This window comes from Acinetobacter sp. 18QD2AZ41W (assembly GCF_009829025.1).
GTDB lineage: Bacteria > Pseudomonadota > Gammaproteobacteria > Pseudomonadales > Moraxellaceae > Acinetobacter > Acinetobacter pseudolwoffii.
In genome coordinates this window covers 555,148-571,651 of record NZ_WURP01000001.1, presented here as the reverse complement: position 1 = coordinate 571,651, position 16,504 = coordinate 555,148, and the positions used below count along the sequence as shown (strand labels likewise).

The window sequence follows — 16,504 nt, the reverse complement described above, 5'->3', positions numbered from 1 at the left end:
AGATGAAAAAGTCAGAAAATCTGTTGGCTACTTTACTGGCAGTGTATGCAATCATTTTAGTTTTATGCATTGCGATTTATGCAATCTTCAAACTTTTAGATGTTGATATTGCTTTAGCGACCAATCTCTTGCTTTGGTCAGCAACGATCTTTGCACCGCTTGCAATATTAATGACCTATACCAGTTGGCGAGAGCAGAAAGGGATAGAAGTAATTGCTAATTATTGTAAAGGACTAGTTATTCAACTTGTTGAGCTTGAGCATCTTAGTAATCAAATATGTAATTATTTAATTTATAAACCTGATCGAAATGAAAGTATAAAAATATTGAATAAAAAATTTATATCTATATTTAATGAGCAAGAAGATGCTTTTAAATTTTTAGGTAAAGCAATATCTGATGGAGAATTAAAAGACCAAATTAGGAGATTTCAAAATCAATGTTTGCTTAACTATGTAAGATATAACGCACTGGTTGGTAGTGAAAATTTGGAACATATCGCGAATATTACACCTCAATTAGGTAGTATTCATCGAGAACAAAATTCTAATCTTAGAACAGAGTTAATGAAGTATGTACTTTACCAAAAGGAATAAACCGATCGATTTATTCCTTTGTGAATCAAGCATTTTGCATTTTCTTAAAATCCAAGCGATCAATCAGTAAAATTCCAATCGAGAAAATAAAGCCAAGGATCACGCAACCGATCCATTCAAACTGCTCCCAGGCATAGACTGCACCAAGCGAACCTAAAGCGGCACCACTAAAGTAAATCGTCATATAGACTGCATTAATACGTGAACGCGATTTAAGATCAATCCGATAAACCAGATTCTGATTCAAAACATGGAAGGCTGTCAGACCAAAGTAGGCCATCAGCACACCAATCGCATAGATTACAATATTGTGCTGGGCAAAATATAAGGGCAGTGTAGAGCCGAACATCAGGACAATGCATAGCTTGGCGACCAGATTTTCTCTACCTTGTCCTACGGTTTTGCCTGACCAGCTTGATGAATAAATCCCGATCACGCCCAGTAAGCCAAATAACCCAATTTCGAAATCGGTGAAATAATAAGGTGCATTGCCTAATACAAAAGTCATCGAGGTAAAGATCATCGATAAAATTCCAAAACCCAAGGCACCCGCACAGGCACGCCGGATTAAATGTGGATTCTGACCTGCAAGGCTAAACAAAGAGCGGTAAATGTCACCAATAGTTAAGCCTGCCTGAGCTTGAGTATCGGGTAGTTTTTTCCACATGAGTGCTGCAAAGAGCAAGGTGATCACACCGCTGGATAAATACACACCTTCCCAAGACCAGTAAGTGGAAACAAAGCCGGCAAAGGTACGTGATAGAATAATTCCCATCACCAACCCACTCATCAGCTTACCCACTGTAGCAGCGCTGGATTCAGGTGGGCTAATGGTCGATGCAAAAGGAATTAAGACCTGCGCCGAGATTGCGCCAAAGGTGGCACACAAGGTAAACAGATACAGCATTGATAAAGTTGTACTGAATGAAAGCAATATCTGCGAAATGGCTGCAAAGACCATCAAGCTAACGATCAGTTTGCGTTTATTCAGAAAGTCTCCCAAAGGAACCAAAAGCATTAAGCCGAGGACATAACCAATCTGTGCAATCACCACGGCAAAACCGGCCTGACTGGTACTAATGCCCAGACTTTTCTCGATTGAATAGATCAGAGGCTGGTTAAAATAGGCAGAGCCTGCACATAAGCCACATGCCATTGCCATCAATAATACAAATTGTGATGACAATGGACTGACAGATTTCCTTTCTGAATTGCTCATAGGCCCGACTCTTTTAACATTGCCTACACTATAGGCAGTTGCACGACAAAGCAGAAATAATTAAAAACAATCAAGTGATCATTAAAAAGTATATTAAAACAAAAGCATAGAGCTTAGTTTTGAAACTTATCAAAAATTAATGGCTGTTCAATAACATGACAGGATTAAATAAGCGATCTTCATGGAATAGCATATAAATATAGTCGAGAAATTCTTTAAAATATGGCAGAATATGGGGTTTTAAAGTTTTTAGAGGATTGGCAATATGCGCTTTGTTGATGAAGCAGTCATTACCGTAGAGGCTGGCGACGGTGGCAATGGCGTAGCCAGTTTTCGCCGTGAAAAATTCGTGCCATTTGGTGGTCCAGATGGTGGTGATGGTGGTCGTGGTGGCAGTATTTATATACAGGCTGACGACAACACCAGTACGCTAGTTGATTATCGTTATACACGTAAATTCCGTGCAGAACGAGCAAAAAATGGCCGTGGGGCGAACTGTGCTGGTCGTGGCGGTGAAGACACCGTATTAAAAGTTCCAGTTGGAACAACAATTGTAGACGTCGAGTCTGGCGACATTATTGGTGACTTGATCGAAGATGGTCAACGCGTGAAAGTGGCAGCAGGCGGTGACGGTGGTTTAGGAAATACGCACTTTAAATCATCGACCAACCGTTCACCACGTAAGTGTACGCATGGTCAAAAAGGCGAATTCCGTGAAATCCGTCTGGAGCTTAAAGTTCTGGCAGATGTGGGCTTGCTGGGTATGCCAAATGCGGGGAAATCAACCTTCATTCGTGCAGTATCGGCGGCAAAACCAAAAGTGGCAGATTATCCATTTACCACCATGGTGCCAAACCTGGGTGTGGTCGATGCCGATAGTCACCGTTCATTCGTGATGGCCGATATTCCGGGTCTGATTGAAGGCGCATCTGAAGGTGCAGGTCTGGGGATTCGCTTCCTGAAGCATCTGGCACGTACCCGTATCTTGTTACACATCGTTGATGTACAACCGATTGATGGCTCAGATCCGGCACATAATGCTAAAGCAATTATGAAAGAGTTAGAAAATTTCTCCCCAACACTTTCAAAACTGCCGATCGTATTGGTGCTGAATAAAGTCGACCAATTGGCTGAAGAAACACGTGAAGAATGGTGTACTCATATTCTTGAAGAATTGCAGTGGGAAGGCCCGGTTTTTGAAACTTCTGGCTTAACCGCTGAAGGTACCAAAGACGTGGTTTACTACCTGATGGATCAGATCGAAGAGCAGCGTGAACGCGAAGCTGAAGATCAAGAATATGCAGCAGAAATGAAAGCATTCCGTGATCAGCTTGAAGCTGAAACACGTGAACAAACCATCGCTGCAAAAGAAGCGTATCGTGAGATGCGTCGTCAGCAACGTCTTGCCGGTATTCTGGGCGACGATGAAGATGATGAAGATGGCGATGATGATAGTGATGTGGAAGTGTACTACGTACGCTAATCTCTGAGAGAAGAGTCTGAGGACAAGATGATAGAAGTGGTAGATGGGCAGCGTCAGCTCAAGGGTTGTAAACGAATCGTTGTTAAAATCGGATCATCTTTACTCACAGCAAACGGACAAGGTTTAGATTTAGATGCCATCTCGCACTGGGCGGGACAAATCGCAGATCTACACAATGCAGGACACGAGATTATTCTGGTGTCTTCCGGTGCTGTGGCTGAAGGTATGGTGCGAATGAAACTTGAGAATCGACCCACCGATCTACCCAGTCTTCAGGCTTGTGCTGCCATCGGTCAGATGGGCCTGATTCATACCTGGTCAAGCGTACTTGAGAAACACCAGATTCGAACGGCGCAGGTACTATTGACTCATGATGATCTGGCAGACCGTCGCCGCTATCTCAATTCATGTGATGCTTTGCAGAACCTGATTGACTGGCGCGTGATTCCAGTGATTAATGAAAATGATACCGTTTCTACCGATGAAATCCGCTTTGGTGATAACGACACGCTGGCTGCCATGGTGGCAGGTCAGGTGCATGCAGATCTTCTGATTATCTTAACCGATCAGGAAGGTATGTTTGACTCAGATCCACGCTCGAATCCAGATGCCAAACTGTTCCATACGGTACGTGCGATGGATGAGAGCCTGTTTGATATGGCCGGTGGTGGTGGTAAATTTGGTCGCGGCGGCATGCTGACCAAAGTTCGTGCTGCACGACTGGCGGCAAAGTCCGGTTGTCCGACCTTAATTGCAAGCGGTGATAGTGATGCTGTGCTATCTCGTCTGATGTCTGGTGAATTGTTAGGAACCTTGTTTGTGACTGACAAAGATCGGATGACCGCGCATCAGCAATGGTTGGCAGCACACCTGCAAACGGCAGGTCGTTTGGTGATTGATGATGGTGCGGTAAAGGCCATTAAAGACAATCATCGTAGCTTGTTGCCTGTCGGCGTCAAAGCGGTTGAAGGACATTTTGAGCGCGGTGATGTGGTGGAATGTGTGGATACACAAGGTCACCGAATTGCAGTCGGTCGTGTTAACTTTAGTTCGCGTTCGGCAGATATTGTACGTGGTCTGGCTTCTGATAAAGTGCATCAGGTTTTAGGTGAAGCGCGTTCACTCGAGATGATTCACCGCAATCATATGGCGATCTACTAAGTCATTCAGATTTAAATTTCAATCATAAAAAATCCCGCTTTCGAGCGGGATTTTTTATGACATCTTAATGCGATTTATTTAATCCAGCCCATCCGGATTAATGGCGCAAACAGTGACTGATGAATAGTTAAAATAAACTGCATGAGTTTATCCTGATATTTCCACCACAATGGTAATCCAGCTAAATTCACTGTTATTGCAATCAGGAATGCACCCAGCATATCCATCGGAAAATGCACACCGACATAAACACGTGACCAAGCTACTAGCCAAGCTGTCCAGATTAGAATTCTTCCCAAATCACGTTGTGATGAAAAATAACAAGATAGGGCAATCCCACTAAAAATACTCATATGATTGCTGGGAAAAGAACCTGTAGGTGCATGTTCGATCAGGGTGCGACCAATATCTATTACAAACGGACGTGGGGTATTCAGGATCGCGGACAATACCTCGCTGATCGACAAGGTAATTGCTGTAAAAATAAATGCCTTGATAATGCCAGTTTTTACTTCATAACTGCCACGGAACCAGGCAATAGCAAAAATCAGCAGAAAGAGATAAACCAGATCATGCGCAATCAGGGAGGCATATTGGATCATCCAGATCGAGGCGTGTTCAGGTACATTTAGGATATGAAACAGGTAAAGATTCAGTTGGTCAAGAGACATGAGCAGAGAGGATTGGTACAAATGTCCGTTACTCTAAACCGGTCAAACCTCAATTCCTACCTGAGTTTGTATGAATTTGTAGCCTTGATTATTAAAGAATATTCAAATGATAGAAAACCACCCAAAAGGGTGGTTCTTAAAAATCCGAATAATATGATGAAATCTTATTTAAACTGAATCGCACCATTGGCACTCACCGTCATTTGCGATTCACCCGCAGCAACTTCCTGCTCTGGAACAGCCATATCCGCCGATGCAGCTTTCATCATGGCCATACGCGGTACAGGTTGTGGTGAATAGTTATTGGTATTCAGATTTAAGTTTACCAGTTGATAACTCGGTTTGTTCCAGGCTTGAGTCAGTGCCTGTGCGCGTTGCTGGAAGTTTTTAGAGGCTTCAATCATCAGCTCATTTTCGACTTTTTTGCGCTTTTCGTCTGAAACTTTGAAGTTAATCGACTGGGTCTGGAAGTGCTGTTGTAATTCAGCAATCAGTTGAGACGCTGCTTTAAAATCTTTCGATTCCAGACGAATCTGGGCACGTCCACGCCATTCTTTCAATTTGCGGTTATCATTGTCATAAATAGGGTAAGTGCTTTGTGCGCCCGTCTCGATTTTCACAGTTGGATATTTGCGCGCTGTGGCAATGGCCTGATTCATTAGCTGGTTAATTTGTGTAGCCAATTCAGCTGGCTGTTTGTTGGATTTTTCAATATAAAGCACGGCATGCATTTCATCATTCGAGATTTCACGACTGGCCTCTGCTGAAAGATTCACAACATTGTAATTCAGCGATTCGGCCGGAGCTGCAAATGCGCCTGTGGCCAAGGTAGATGCAAGGATAAAACTGGTAAGTGCTAAGAGACGCATGAAATTGTCCTGTTTTTCTTAAAATTGGCCATCTAAGCCGTTGTTAAAATATTAAATCTCAATTGTGATCTTTTTACGAAATATTTGTGGTAAGAGTGTTAAATTTTCTTTCATTTTACACTCTTACTTGATTTATGTTTATCGTTAATAATTAAGTGCTTAATGGTGGATTTTAAGCTTTTTTGCCTGAATGTTAGCTGTGCTACAAAAAAGCATAAAAGAACCCGCTTTTCTTTCTGCTGTCACACTGTAAGATGATCATTCAGGTTATAGGTTGGTGTGATGTTTTTTTTCGATAAAGATTAGGACAAAATGCGACTGAAAGTTGTTTATTTTCCTGAAAAATTCGGTATCATCCGCCTCCTAGTTATTTAAATACAAACTGCTAGCTAGAACCTCTTTATAAAGCGCCGAGTCAAAGGACCAAACGTCACCAGACTTATTTCTTTCACCCATATCAGAGATGGTAATTCGATATGAGCGTTACTTCTGTAAACCCTGCCACCAATTCCACAAACGAATACTACTTGACTCGCCAAAGTCAGATGGAATCGAATGTGCGTAGTTATCCACGTAAATTACCGTTAGCGATAGCGAAAGCACAAGGTTGCTGGGTTACCGATGTTGAAGGTACTGAGTACCTTGATTGTTTAGCTGGGGCAGGGACGTTGGCATTGGGCCATAATCATCCTGCAGTCATTCAAAGTATCCAGGATACAATTGCAAGCGGCTTGCCATTGCATACTCTGGATTTAACTACGCCTTTAAAAGATGCTTTTACTGAAGCACTTCTTTCTTATCTTCCAGGTGGTCAAGAAGAATACTGCTTGCAGTTCTGTGGCCCATCCGGTGCAGATGCAACAGAAGCCGCGATTAAACTTGCGAAAACCTTTACCGGTCGTAGCTCGGTGATCAGCTTCTCTGGTGGCTATCATGGTATGACGCATGGTGCATTGGCCATGACCGGTAACCTGTCTGCGAAAAACGCAGTTAACGGTTTGATGCCAGGCGTTCAATTCATGCCGTATCCGCATGAATACCGTTGCCCATTGGGTCTTGGTGGTGAAGCGGGTGTTGATGCTTTAACGTATTTCTTTGAAAACTTCATTGAAGATGTAGAAAGCGGTGTGACTAAACCGGCAGCTGTAATTCTTGAAGCGATTCAAGGAGAAGGCGGTGTGGTAACTGCACCTGTGAAATGGTTGAAGAAAATCCGTGAAGTGACTGAAAAGCACAACATCGTGTTGATTCTTGATGAAGTTCAAGCGGGCTTTGCACGTTCAGGCAAAATGTTTGCCTTTGAACATGCGGGCATCGAACCTGATGTGGTGGTGATGTCTAAAGCTGTTGGTGGTAGCTTGCCGCTCGCAGTCCTCGGTATTAAACGTAAGTTTGATGCTTGGCAGCCAGCAGGTCATACCGGTACGTTCCGTGGTAACCAGTTGGCAATGGGTACAGGTCTTGCAACGATCAATACCATTAAAGAACAAAACCTGGCGCAAAATGCCCAAGAACGCGGTGATTTCCTGCAAGCTGAGATTAAAAAATTAGCTGTCGAATTCCCATGTATTGGTAACGTGCGCGGTCGCGGTTTGATGATTGGTGTTGAAATTGTGGACGAGCGCCAAAAGGCAGATCACATGGGTTCTTTACCTGCTGATGGTCAATTGGCAGCAGCGATCCAGACGGCGTGTTTCAACAATAAATTATTGCTTGAGAAAGGTGGTCGTAACGGTACAGTGATTCGTTTACTTTGCCCATTGATCATCACGCATGACGAATGTGTTGAAGTGATTGCTCGCTTTAAGAAAGCAGTTGCTGAAGCTCTTGTTGCAGTTCGAGGCGCATAATTCATGGTAGATTTTGCAGAACATCGTAAAGCTTTACTTTGTAATGATGCTGCATCCATCGCTGACTACCAGTCAGCCATGGATCAAGCGACCAAAGCGGTTGCAGCATGGTTGCAAAATGACAAAATGTACACGGGTGGCAGCATTAACGAGCTGCGCAGCGCGATTACGTTTAATCCTTCTAAACAGGGGTTGGGTGTAGAGAAATCTTTAGAGCGTATGGTTGAGTTATTCCTCAACAAGAGCTTAAAAGTACATCATCCGCATTCACTTGCGCATTTGCATTGTCCAACCATGGTGACCAGCCAGATTGCGGAAGTACTGATTAATGCAACCAACCAGTCAATGGACTCATGGGATCAAAGCCCGGCCGGTTCACTGATGGAAGTTCAGTTAATCGATTGGTTACGTCAAAAAGTAGGCTATGGCGCAGGCCAGGCAGGCGTATTCACCTCTGGTGGTACACAGTCTAACCTGATGGGCGTACTGCTGGCACGTGATGCTTGCATCGCGAAAAACTGGAAAGACGAAAACGGTAAGCCGTGGTCGGTTCAGCGTGATGGTATTCCTGCGGATGCGATGCGTAATGTCAAAGTCATCTGTTCTGAAAATGCACATTTCTCTGTGCAAAAGAACATGGCGATGATGGGCATGGGTTTCCAGTCTGTAGTGACTGTTCCTGTGGACGAAAATGCGCGCATGGACATGGACGCACTTGAGAAAACCATGGCGCACCTTCAAAACGAAGGCAAAATCGTGGCATGTGTGGTGGCAACTGCAGGTACAACCGATGCAGGTGCAATCGATCCACTGAAGAAAGTCCGTGAAATCACCAACCAATATGGCGCGTGGATGCACATCGATGCAGCTTGGGGTGGTGCTTTAATTCTGTCTAACGATCATCGCGATATGTTAGATGGTATCGAGCTGTCTGATTCGATTACGCTCGATTTCCATAAGCATTATTTCCAGACCATTTCGTGTGGCGCGTTCTTGCTGAAAGACGAAGCAAACTACCGTTTCATGCATTATGAAGCGGAGTACCTAAACTCTGCCTATGATGAAGAACATGGTGTGCCGAACCTGGTATCGAAGTCACTGCAAACCACGCGTCGTTTTGATGCGTTGAAATTGTGGATGACGGTGGAAGCATTAGGCGAAGAGCTTTATGGTTCAATGATCGATCACGGTGTTGGTTTGACGCGTGATGTGGCAGATTATATTAAAGTGACTGACGGTCTGGAGCTTCTGCTTGAGCCGCAATTTGCCTCTGTGCTGTTCCGTGTGGTTCCAGCGGGCTATCCGGTTGAACTGTTAGATACACTAAACCAGAACGTGGCAGATGAGCTGTTTGCACGTGGTGAAGCGAATATTGGTGTGACGAAAGTCGGTCAGGTTCAGTCTCTGAAAATGACCACTTTAAGCCCGGTTGCAACGCTGGATAACGTGAAGAACTTGCTGGCACTGGTGCTTGCAGAAGCGGATCGTATCAAAGATTCAATCGCTGATGGTACTTATACGCCACCTATTGCATAAGTGATGGTGGTGTGAAAAAAAGGAGATCGAAATGATCTCCTTTTTTTATTTTTGAGTCATAGAATGATCAATTCTATAGGTAGATTCATCAGAAAAATACCGAATATCTGTACTTATTTTAAGCTGTTATAAAATCGTCATCTAATTATGTAAGGCTAGGGAGCAAGATTTTTCTTCAATTGGGTTTTATAAAAATTGTTACATGTTAATGATCAGATTTTTTCTTCAGTTGAATGATAAAAAGAATTTAATAGTTGAAATTTATAAGTATTTTATGGATAGAAAGTGTACAAATTAAAAATCATTAAATCGTAATAAAGCTGTAACTTATTTGTCATATTCTAAAATCAAAATGCATGTATCGAAATAAGTACAAAACTGAATAAAAAGTGGCGTACTCCAAATTGTATAAATGAGAGAGATACTAGAATGCGCTTTACAAATATAGCTTTAGCATTAGCAGTAACCGGGGCAGCTGCTGTAACGACTGCACACGCAGCTCGTGACACCATTCAAATTGCAGGTTCTTCAACTGTACTTCCATATGCCAGTATCGTGGCGGAAGAATTCGGTAATACCTTCCCACAATTCAAAACACCAGTGGTCGGTTCTGGCGGTTCGTCAGGTGGTTTAAAGCAGTTCTGTAATGGCGTGGGTGATAACACCATTGATATCGCGAACTCTTCGCGTCAAATCAAATCTACCGAGCTGGCTGAATGTAAAAAGAACGGCGTTAACCAAGTATTAGAAATCAAAATCGGTTATGACGGTATCGTATTTGCTTCAAATGCTAACAAGGCTGCTTATAAGTTGCGTCCACAGCATGTCTTCGCTGCACTTGCTGCACAACTTCCATCAAATGGCAAAATGGTCGCCAATCCGTATACACGCTGGAACCAAATTGACAAAGCACTTCCGAATGAGCCGATCACGCTGGTGATTCCTGCTTCGAATCATGGTACGCGCGAAGTGTTCCAGGAGAAAATGGTGGATGCAGGTTGTGAATCGTATGCTGCAATTAAGTCTCTAGACAAAGATGCCAAGAAAAAAGCATGTACCACATTCCGTAAAGATGGCCGTGTAGTTGAAATTGCAGGCGACTATACCGAGACACTGGCACGTTTGAAAACTTCTCCAAGTGCAGTCGGTGTGTTTGGCCTGGGCTTTTATGACCAGAACCGTGACCGCTTACGTGTTGCAACTGTGAACAATGTAGCACCTTCTGAAAAAACGATTTTGAATGGTGCTTATCCGGTATCACGTCCATTGTTCTTCTACGTGAAAGGCGAACACTTGAAATCGATCAAAGGCTTACCACAGTTCACTGAATACTTCCTGAACAAGAAGGTATCAGGTAAGGGCTCTAAGCTGGAAAAAGCAGGTCTGATTTCAATGTCTGATAAAGAACGCGCAGCAGTCCTTGCAAATTTCAAGGCTGGTAAAGCGGTCATTGTAAAATAATCGATGATTTTGAAATCGCTGGTGGTAGGGTCAACCTACCATCGGCTTTTTGCGATAAACAAGTTTTTTCAAACCATGAAAATTGAGAAAACAGTGGAGAATACATGAATCTGCTACTTATAGGTGTGTTATTGGCCATTATGGCCATAGCCTATCAAATCGGATTAAGTAAAAGCCGTAACTTAGCAGGTAAGGGAAGCAATTCTGCAAACTTACACTCGCGTCCCGGATATTATGGTGCACTGGTGGCACTGTGGTGTGGTATCCCTGCGTTTTTAATTTTGATTGTTTGGAATATGGTTGAGCCAAGTTTTCTGGAGCAAGTGGTACTCAACCATTTGCCGCAGGATATTTCGGCCAATCTGGATCCGGCGAGTCTGGGCGTTGTTGTTGATCGTGTTCAGGCACTTGCCTCAGGTTTCGGTGTCAGTGATACACCTGCAGCCTATGAACTGGCCGCAGCAGAACAGTTAGCTAAATTTTCGACCATTGGGACTTTTGCCAAATTGGCAGTGGTGATTTCGGCTGCACTGGCAGGTCTGGTCTGGGCCAAAAAACGTATTAGCCAGGAATTCCGCGCACGTAACCAAGTCGAGAAAATGATGAATATCGGCTTGGCATTGTGTTCGGGCGTGGCAATTCTGACCACGCTCGGGATTGTCATGTCGATGTTTGGTGAGGCGATGCGCTTCTTCAGCTTCGTCAGTCCACTGGATTTCTTCTTTGGTACCGAATGGAACCCGGGGTTTAGCACTTCTGGCAGTGCCGAGGGCAGTTACGGTTTATTGCCACTGCTGTGGGGTACGCTCATGGTCAGTGCGATCGCACTTTTGGTCGCGGTACCGGTCGGTCTGATGATTGCGATCTATCTGGCAGAATATGCATCACCGCGCTTCCGCTCTTGGGCAAAACCGACCATTGAAGTGTTGGCGGGTATTCCTACGATTGTTTATGGTGTCTTTGCCTTGATGATCATCGGTCCATTTCTTAAAGCCATGGGTGCCATGGTCGGACTCGAAATTAATGCCACCAGTGCGCTGACCGCGGGTCTGGTGATGGGCATCATGATTATTCCATTCGTATCTTCTCTATCCGATGACATTATTACCCAGGTGCCACGTGCCTTACGTGATGGTTCTCTGGGGCTAGGTGCAACCAAATCTGAAACGATCCGTCAGGTGGTTTTACCTGCAGCTTTGCCGGGTATTATTGGTGCTTTCCTGTTGGCAGCATCCCGTGCGATTGGTGAAACCATGATCGTGGTACTTGCAGCGGGGAACAGTCCGCAGCTGCATGCCAATCCACTTGAAGCCGTATCTACGGTCACCATTACCATCGTCAATCAATTAACAGGTGATACCGACTTTGCCAGTCCGCAAGCACTGGTGGCCTTTGCCCTGGGACTGACCTTATTTGTGATTACCCTAGGTTTGAACATTGTTGCACTGATCATCGTGCGTAAATATCGTGAGCAATACGACTAATGAGTACTTCAAATACAACGCCTGTGGATCAGCGTGTTGATCCATCCGTCGCTGCCGAGCTGCGTGAAAAGCGTAAGAAGACCATTCAAAGCTCTTTGGGGCGACGTCATCGTAAAGAAAAAACATTCCGTCTATTTGGTTTCTCTGCGGTATTGGCCGGTCTGTTCTTTGTGGTATTGCTCTTCGGCAGTATTTTATCCAAAGGTTTGCCTGCCTTCTGGCAAAGCAGCATGAGTTTGCCGATTCATTTCGATCCGGCCATTGTAGAGATTGGTCCAAAACCCAAGCCAGCTGCGGGAGAGTCTCCGGCGCAGTTTGAAGAGCGTATGATTGCCTGGCAAATGGATGTCGGCATGGTGGACTGGGATGCACTGATCATCAACGGCATGATCGCCAGAGACAGCAAGCTGGAAAGTCAGCGTGATGAACTGGGTTATTTATATACCAGTTCTGAGGCTTATCGCTTACGTGACATGGTCATGAATGATCCAAGTCTGGTCGGTCAAAGCACAGAGGTTAAAATTCTGGCAGATGCCAATGTCGATGTCTGGCTGGCGGGTAATATTGATCGTTCGTTACCAGCAGAACAGCAACAACTCAGTCCTGAAGTACGCCAGGTGGCGGACGAGATGAAAGCCTCAGGTGTAATCGAAAACAGTTTCAATACTAATATTTTTACCAGCCCTGACTCGCGTAGTTCACCGGCAACATCAGGTCTGGCAGGCGCTTTCATGGGCTCACTGTTCATGATGATGATCGTGATCTTTATCTCGATTCCAATTGGGGTGGCATCTGCGATCTATCTGGAAGAGTTTGCGCCGAAAAACTGGATTACCGATATTGTCGAAGTCAACATCAACAACCTGGCAGCAGTGCCATCGATTGTGTTTGGTTTGCTGGGTGCCGCGATCTTTATTGGCTGGATGCATTTACCGCTATCGGCCCCTCTGGTCGGTGGTCTGGTGCTGAGTCTGATGACTTTGCCAACTGTCATCATCACCACACGTGCATCGCTTAAAGCGGTTCCACCTTCGATTCGTCAGGCAGCGTTGGGCTTGGGTGCTTCACGACTGCAAACGGTTTTTCATCATGTCTTGCCATTGGCTTTGCCGGGTATTTTAACTGGTGCCATTATCGGGGTCGCGCAGGCATTAGGTGAAACCGCACCATTGTTATTAATCGGGATGAGTGCTTTTGTTGCCAGCGTTCCAGCCACACCATTTGATCAGTCTACAGCGTTACCTGTGCAGATTTTCTTATGGCAGGGCAATGAGTTACGTAACTTCTTTGAAGGGCGTACCGCAGCAGCAATTATTGTACTTCTGGCCATGATGATCAGCTTGAACAGTCTGGCCATCTGGTTACGTAAAAAGTTTGAAGTCCGTTGGTAATAGGGGCAGAATCATGAACACAACTGTTATTCAAAACTCCTTAAAAAAGGATCAATCCGTGAATCCACAACAGACACAATTCACTAATGATGAGGCTACACCAAAGCCAGCAACATCGTTTGTCTCCCAATTCGATACGCAAAGTAGCAGCAAAAAAGATGAAAAGTCGACAAATGTGAAACTGAGTACATCTGATGTGCATGTGTACTATGGTGAAGCGGAAGCGATTAAAGGCATTGACCTGAACATTTATGAAAATGAAGTGATTGCTTTTATTGGGCCATCAGGCTGTGGTAAGTCAACCTTTCTGCGTACCCTAAACCGCATGAATGACACCATTGACAGTTGTCGTGTGACCGGTAAAGTCATGCTGGACAATCAGGATATTTATGATCCAAACCTGGATGTGGTCTTGCTACGTGCTCAAGTCGGTATGGTATTCCAGAAGCCCAACCCGTTTCCAAAGTCTATTTTTGACAACGTTTCTTACGGCCCGAAATTACATGGTCTTGCACGTGATAAATACGATCTTGAAGAAATTGTCGAAGGCAGTTTGCGTAAAGCCGGTTTGTGGGAAGAAGTAAAAGACCGTTTGAATCAGCCGGGAACAGGTTTGTCAGGTGGTCAGCAGCAACGTTTATGTATCGCGCGTACCATCGCAGTTTCGCCTGAAGTGATTCTGATGGATGAACCATGTTCTGCGCTGGATCCAATTGCAACAGCAAAAGTAGAAGAGCTGATTTCTGAGCTTTCAACTCAATATACCATTGCGATTGTAACCCACTCCATGCAACAGGCAGCGCGTGTATCTGACCGTACTGCGTATTTCCATCTGGGTGATTTAATTGAGGTGAATGCGACCGAAAAAGTCTTTACCCAACCAGACCATCAATTGACTGAAGCTTATATTACAGGGCGTTTTGGTTAATACGATTTTAAAAATAAATCTCTTAAAACAGAATCTTAGGATTCTGTTTTTTTTTGTTATGTTCTATAAGTTTTTTAAAATTTATAATGACAATGCAACAGACCCCTGAATTTAAAGAAAAAGCTAAACTGACGCAAATCGCGATGAAAGATATGTTCCATGTGCTTTTTGGAACGGCTTATATGCATCAATATTTTGATTTAGTGATGGTACTGTTCAGTATCATATTAGCCTTGATTGTCCCTTATGAAGGCTTGTTCATTACTTCACAAAGTCAGGGAATGACCAACTATCATCGTTGGCTCTATGACGTGTTTGTGATCGTGAATACTTTCTTGGGCTTTGTGATTTTTTATATGTTAAAGCGTCAAAAATATAATATTGAGTTTAGAAAGCAATGGCGTGTTTATATTACAGCACATGCTCAATTTAAATTTCATCGTTATCTAAAAGCACAAGAGAAGGGCAAGAAACCATTAATGCATACGCGTTTTGGTGAATACTTCTTTGTGCTTATTACGATCATTTTTTTTATTGCGGTATATTCATTGATGACCCCTTCGGGGACAAGTCATCGAGGTTTTATTATATTAACCTGGTGGCCAATGAATGCTTCGATTATAGCTGTAATCTATACACTTTTATTTATTTTGTATTTTCGTTTGTTCGCGATCCATGAAATTATGAATCAATATAAATTATTGATCCGTCGTGGACATGCTTGGCAACAAGATCAATAAATGCTGTTGAAAAAATCAGAATTGACCTAATCTAAGGATATAAGCCGAATTAAATAGAGAATAGATTTTTTATGTTATTTCATAGTCCGAAACTGCCCGCTGAAATCCGTGTCAGTCATTTAAATGCGCGTATCAATGAACAACGAAAAAAAATAGCGCAAACGACTGGCTCTAAACTGGAGCTTTTGCAGTTGTCACAACAGCTGTCAAAAGAAGCACGTGCACGCAAGAAAACCAATCAAAAAATCTATGTCTTGGACTTTAAAGGCGATATGGCCGCTTCTGCGGTCGAAAGTTTACGTGAAGAAATTACCCTGATTTTATCCACGGCTAAAGCGGGCCGTGACCGTGTTGTGGTGCGTTTAGAAAGCCCGGGTGGTATGGTGCATGGCTATGGTCTGGCCGCTGCTCAACTGGTACGTTTACGTGATGCCGGTTTTCACTTGACCATCTGTGTCGATAAAGTAGCGGCCAGTGGCGGTTATATGATGGCGTGTATCGCAAATGAAGTTGTGTCTGCACCATTTGCGATTGTCGGTTCGATTGGGGTGGTGGCTCAAGTGCCTAACTTTAACCGTCTGCTGAAAGACAATAAAATCGACTTTGAACTCTATACCGCAGGTCAGTACAAACGTACCGTGACCATGTTTGGTGAAAACACCGAAGAAGGGAAGGCCAAGTTTGAAGAAGAGTTACAGCAAACGCATGCCTTGTTCAAACATTTTGTAGAAAAATACCGTCCGCAGCTGAATGTGGAAAAAGTGGCAACCGGTGAGCATTGGTATGGTCGTGATGCACTGGATTTAAATCTGGTAGATAAACTGCAAACTTCAGATGAATATTTACTGCACTTGCTGACGCAACATGATGTTTATTCGATCCAGACCCGCAAGAAACCAACCTTGGGTGAAAAGCTGGGTTTACAGGCAGCGCAAATTGCGGATTCATTGATTCCAACCGTAATGAATAAGGTCATGGAAAGCTTAAGCAAAGCCAATGCAAATCTGGTACAGATGCGCGATCCTAAACTCTAATTCAGTTAAAATTGAATATATATTAAAGCTCACTGCGGTGAGCTTTTTTATGCCTTAGGTTATTGTTAGTATGCTATAAAA

14 protein-coding genes are annotated in these 16,504 nt (G+C 43.8%); 11 read left to right on the top strand and 3 right to left on the bottom strand.

Translation table 11 applies throughout. The annotated features are described in order from the left end of the window. The first annotated feature begins 2 nt into the window (after window positions 1–2). A complete protein-coding gene (locus GVV58_RS15585) occupies window positions 3–596 on the top strand; it encodes a hypothetical protein (RefSeq protein WP_252721249.1) in 594 nt (197 codons plus the stop codon). A gap of 25 nt (window positions 597–621) precedes the next feature. Here GVV58_RS15585 and GVV58_RS02670 read toward each other — a convergent pair whose 3' ends face one another. Continuing rightward, entirely contained in the window at window positions 622–1,815 is a 1,194-nt protein-coding gene (locus GVV58_RS02670) for an MFS transporter (protein ID WP_159515943.1), read from the bottom strand. A 265-nt stretch (window positions 1,816–2,080) separates the two neighbouring features. On the opposite strand from GVV58_RS02670, the gene cgtA reads away from it, so the two are divergent. Together cgtA and proB are read left to right on the top strand one after the other, a co-directional pair. Beyond that, window positions 2,081–3,298: an Obg family GTPase CgtA gene (gene cgtA / locus GVV58_RS02665; RefSeq protein WP_005096448.1), complete on the top strand. Its 1,218-nt coding sequence runs from the start codon at window positions 2,081–2,083 to the stop codon at window positions 3,296–3,298. Window positions 3,299–3,325: 27 nt separating this feature from the next. Next, window positions 3,326–4,459 carry a glutamate 5-kinase gene (proB, locus tag GVV58_RS02660; RefSeq protein WP_074383013.1) on the top strand — a complete coding sequence of 378 codons (1,134 nt, stop codon included), beginning with the start codon at window positions 3,326–3,328 and terminating at the stop codon, window positions 4,457–4,459. Window positions 4,460–4,533: 74 nt separating this feature from the next. Here the strand turns inward: proB and GVV58_RS02655 are convergent, their stop codons facing one another. Both GVV58_RS02655 and GVV58_RS02650 read right to left on the bottom strand, forming a co-directional pair. Continuing rightward, window positions 4,534–5,130, bottom strand: a complete 597-nt coding sequence (locus GVV58_RS02655; protein WP_005096450.1) for a phosphatase PAP2 family protein — start codon at window positions 5,128–5,130, stop codon at window positions 4,534–4,536. A gap of 164 nt (window positions 5,131–5,294) precedes the next feature. Beyond that, the gene (locus tag GVV58_RS02650; protein WP_159515942.1) at window positions 5,295–5,999 is read right to left on the bottom strand and encodes an SIMPL domain-containing protein; all 705 of its coding nucleotides are present in this window, start codon (window positions 5,997–5,999) and stop codon (window positions 5,295–5,297) included. A 476-nt stretch (window positions 6,000–6,475) separates the two neighbouring features. Between GVV58_RS02650 and GVV58_RS02645 the strand changes: the two genes are divergently transcribed. The 8 genes from GVV58_RS02645 to sohB all read left to right on the top strand — a co-directional run bounded on the left by GVV58_RS02645 (window position 6,476) and on the right by sohB (window position 16,423). Further along, entirely contained in the window at window positions 6,476–7,849 is a 1,374-nt protein-coding gene (locus GVV58_RS02645) for a diaminobutyrate--2-oxoglutarate transaminase (protein WP_159515941.1), read from the top strand. A 3-nt stretch (window positions 7,850–7,852) separates the two neighbouring features. Further along, on the top strand, window positions 7,853–9,385 hold the full coding sequence (locus tag GVV58_RS02640) for an aspartate aminotransferase family protein (protein ID WP_159515940.1): 1,533 nt from the start codon (window positions 7,853–7,855) through the stop codon (window positions 9,383–9,385). Window positions 9,386–9,814: 429 nt separating this feature from the next. Next, complete coding sequence (locus tag GVV58_RS02635; protein ID WP_159515939.1) at window positions 9,815–10,846, top strand: substrate-binding domain-containing protein; 1,032 nt, start codon at window positions 9,815–9,817, stop codon at window positions 10,844–10,846. Between the two features lie 104 nt (window positions 10,847–10,950). Next, window positions 10,951–12,330, top strand: a complete 1,380-nt coding sequence (gene pstC, locus GVV58_RS02630; RefSeq protein WP_074383000.1) for a phosphate ABC transporter permease subunit PstC — start codon at window positions 10,951–10,953, stop codon at window positions 12,328–12,330. Further along, a complete protein-coding gene (gene pstA, locus GVV58_RS02625; protein WP_005096458.1) occupies window positions 12,330–13,721 on the top strand; it encodes a phosphate ABC transporter permease PstA in 1,392 nt (463 codons plus the stop codon). Before pstC ends, pstA begins: the two co-directional genes overlap by 1 nt. A gap of 13 nt (window positions 13,722–13,734) precedes the next feature. Then, entirely contained in the window at window positions 13,735–14,649 is a 915-nt protein-coding gene (gene pstB, locus GVV58_RS02620) for a phosphate ABC transporter ATP-binding protein PstB (protein ID WP_159515938.1), read from the top strand. Between the two features lie 53 nt (window positions 14,650–14,702). Next, a complete protein-coding gene (locus GVV58_RS02615) occupies window positions 14,703–15,389 on the top strand; it encodes a hypothetical protein (protein WP_252721248.1) in 687 nt (228 codons plus the stop codon). Window positions 15,390–15,460: 71 nt separating this feature from the next. After that, window positions 15,461–16,423 (top strand): protease SohB, encoded by a 963-nt coding sequence (gene sohB, locus GVV58_RS02610; protein ID WP_159138008.1) that lies wholly within the window; start codon window positions 15,461–15,463, stop codon window positions 16,421–16,423. The last annotated feature ends 81 nt before the right edge of the window (window positions 16,424–16,504 follow it).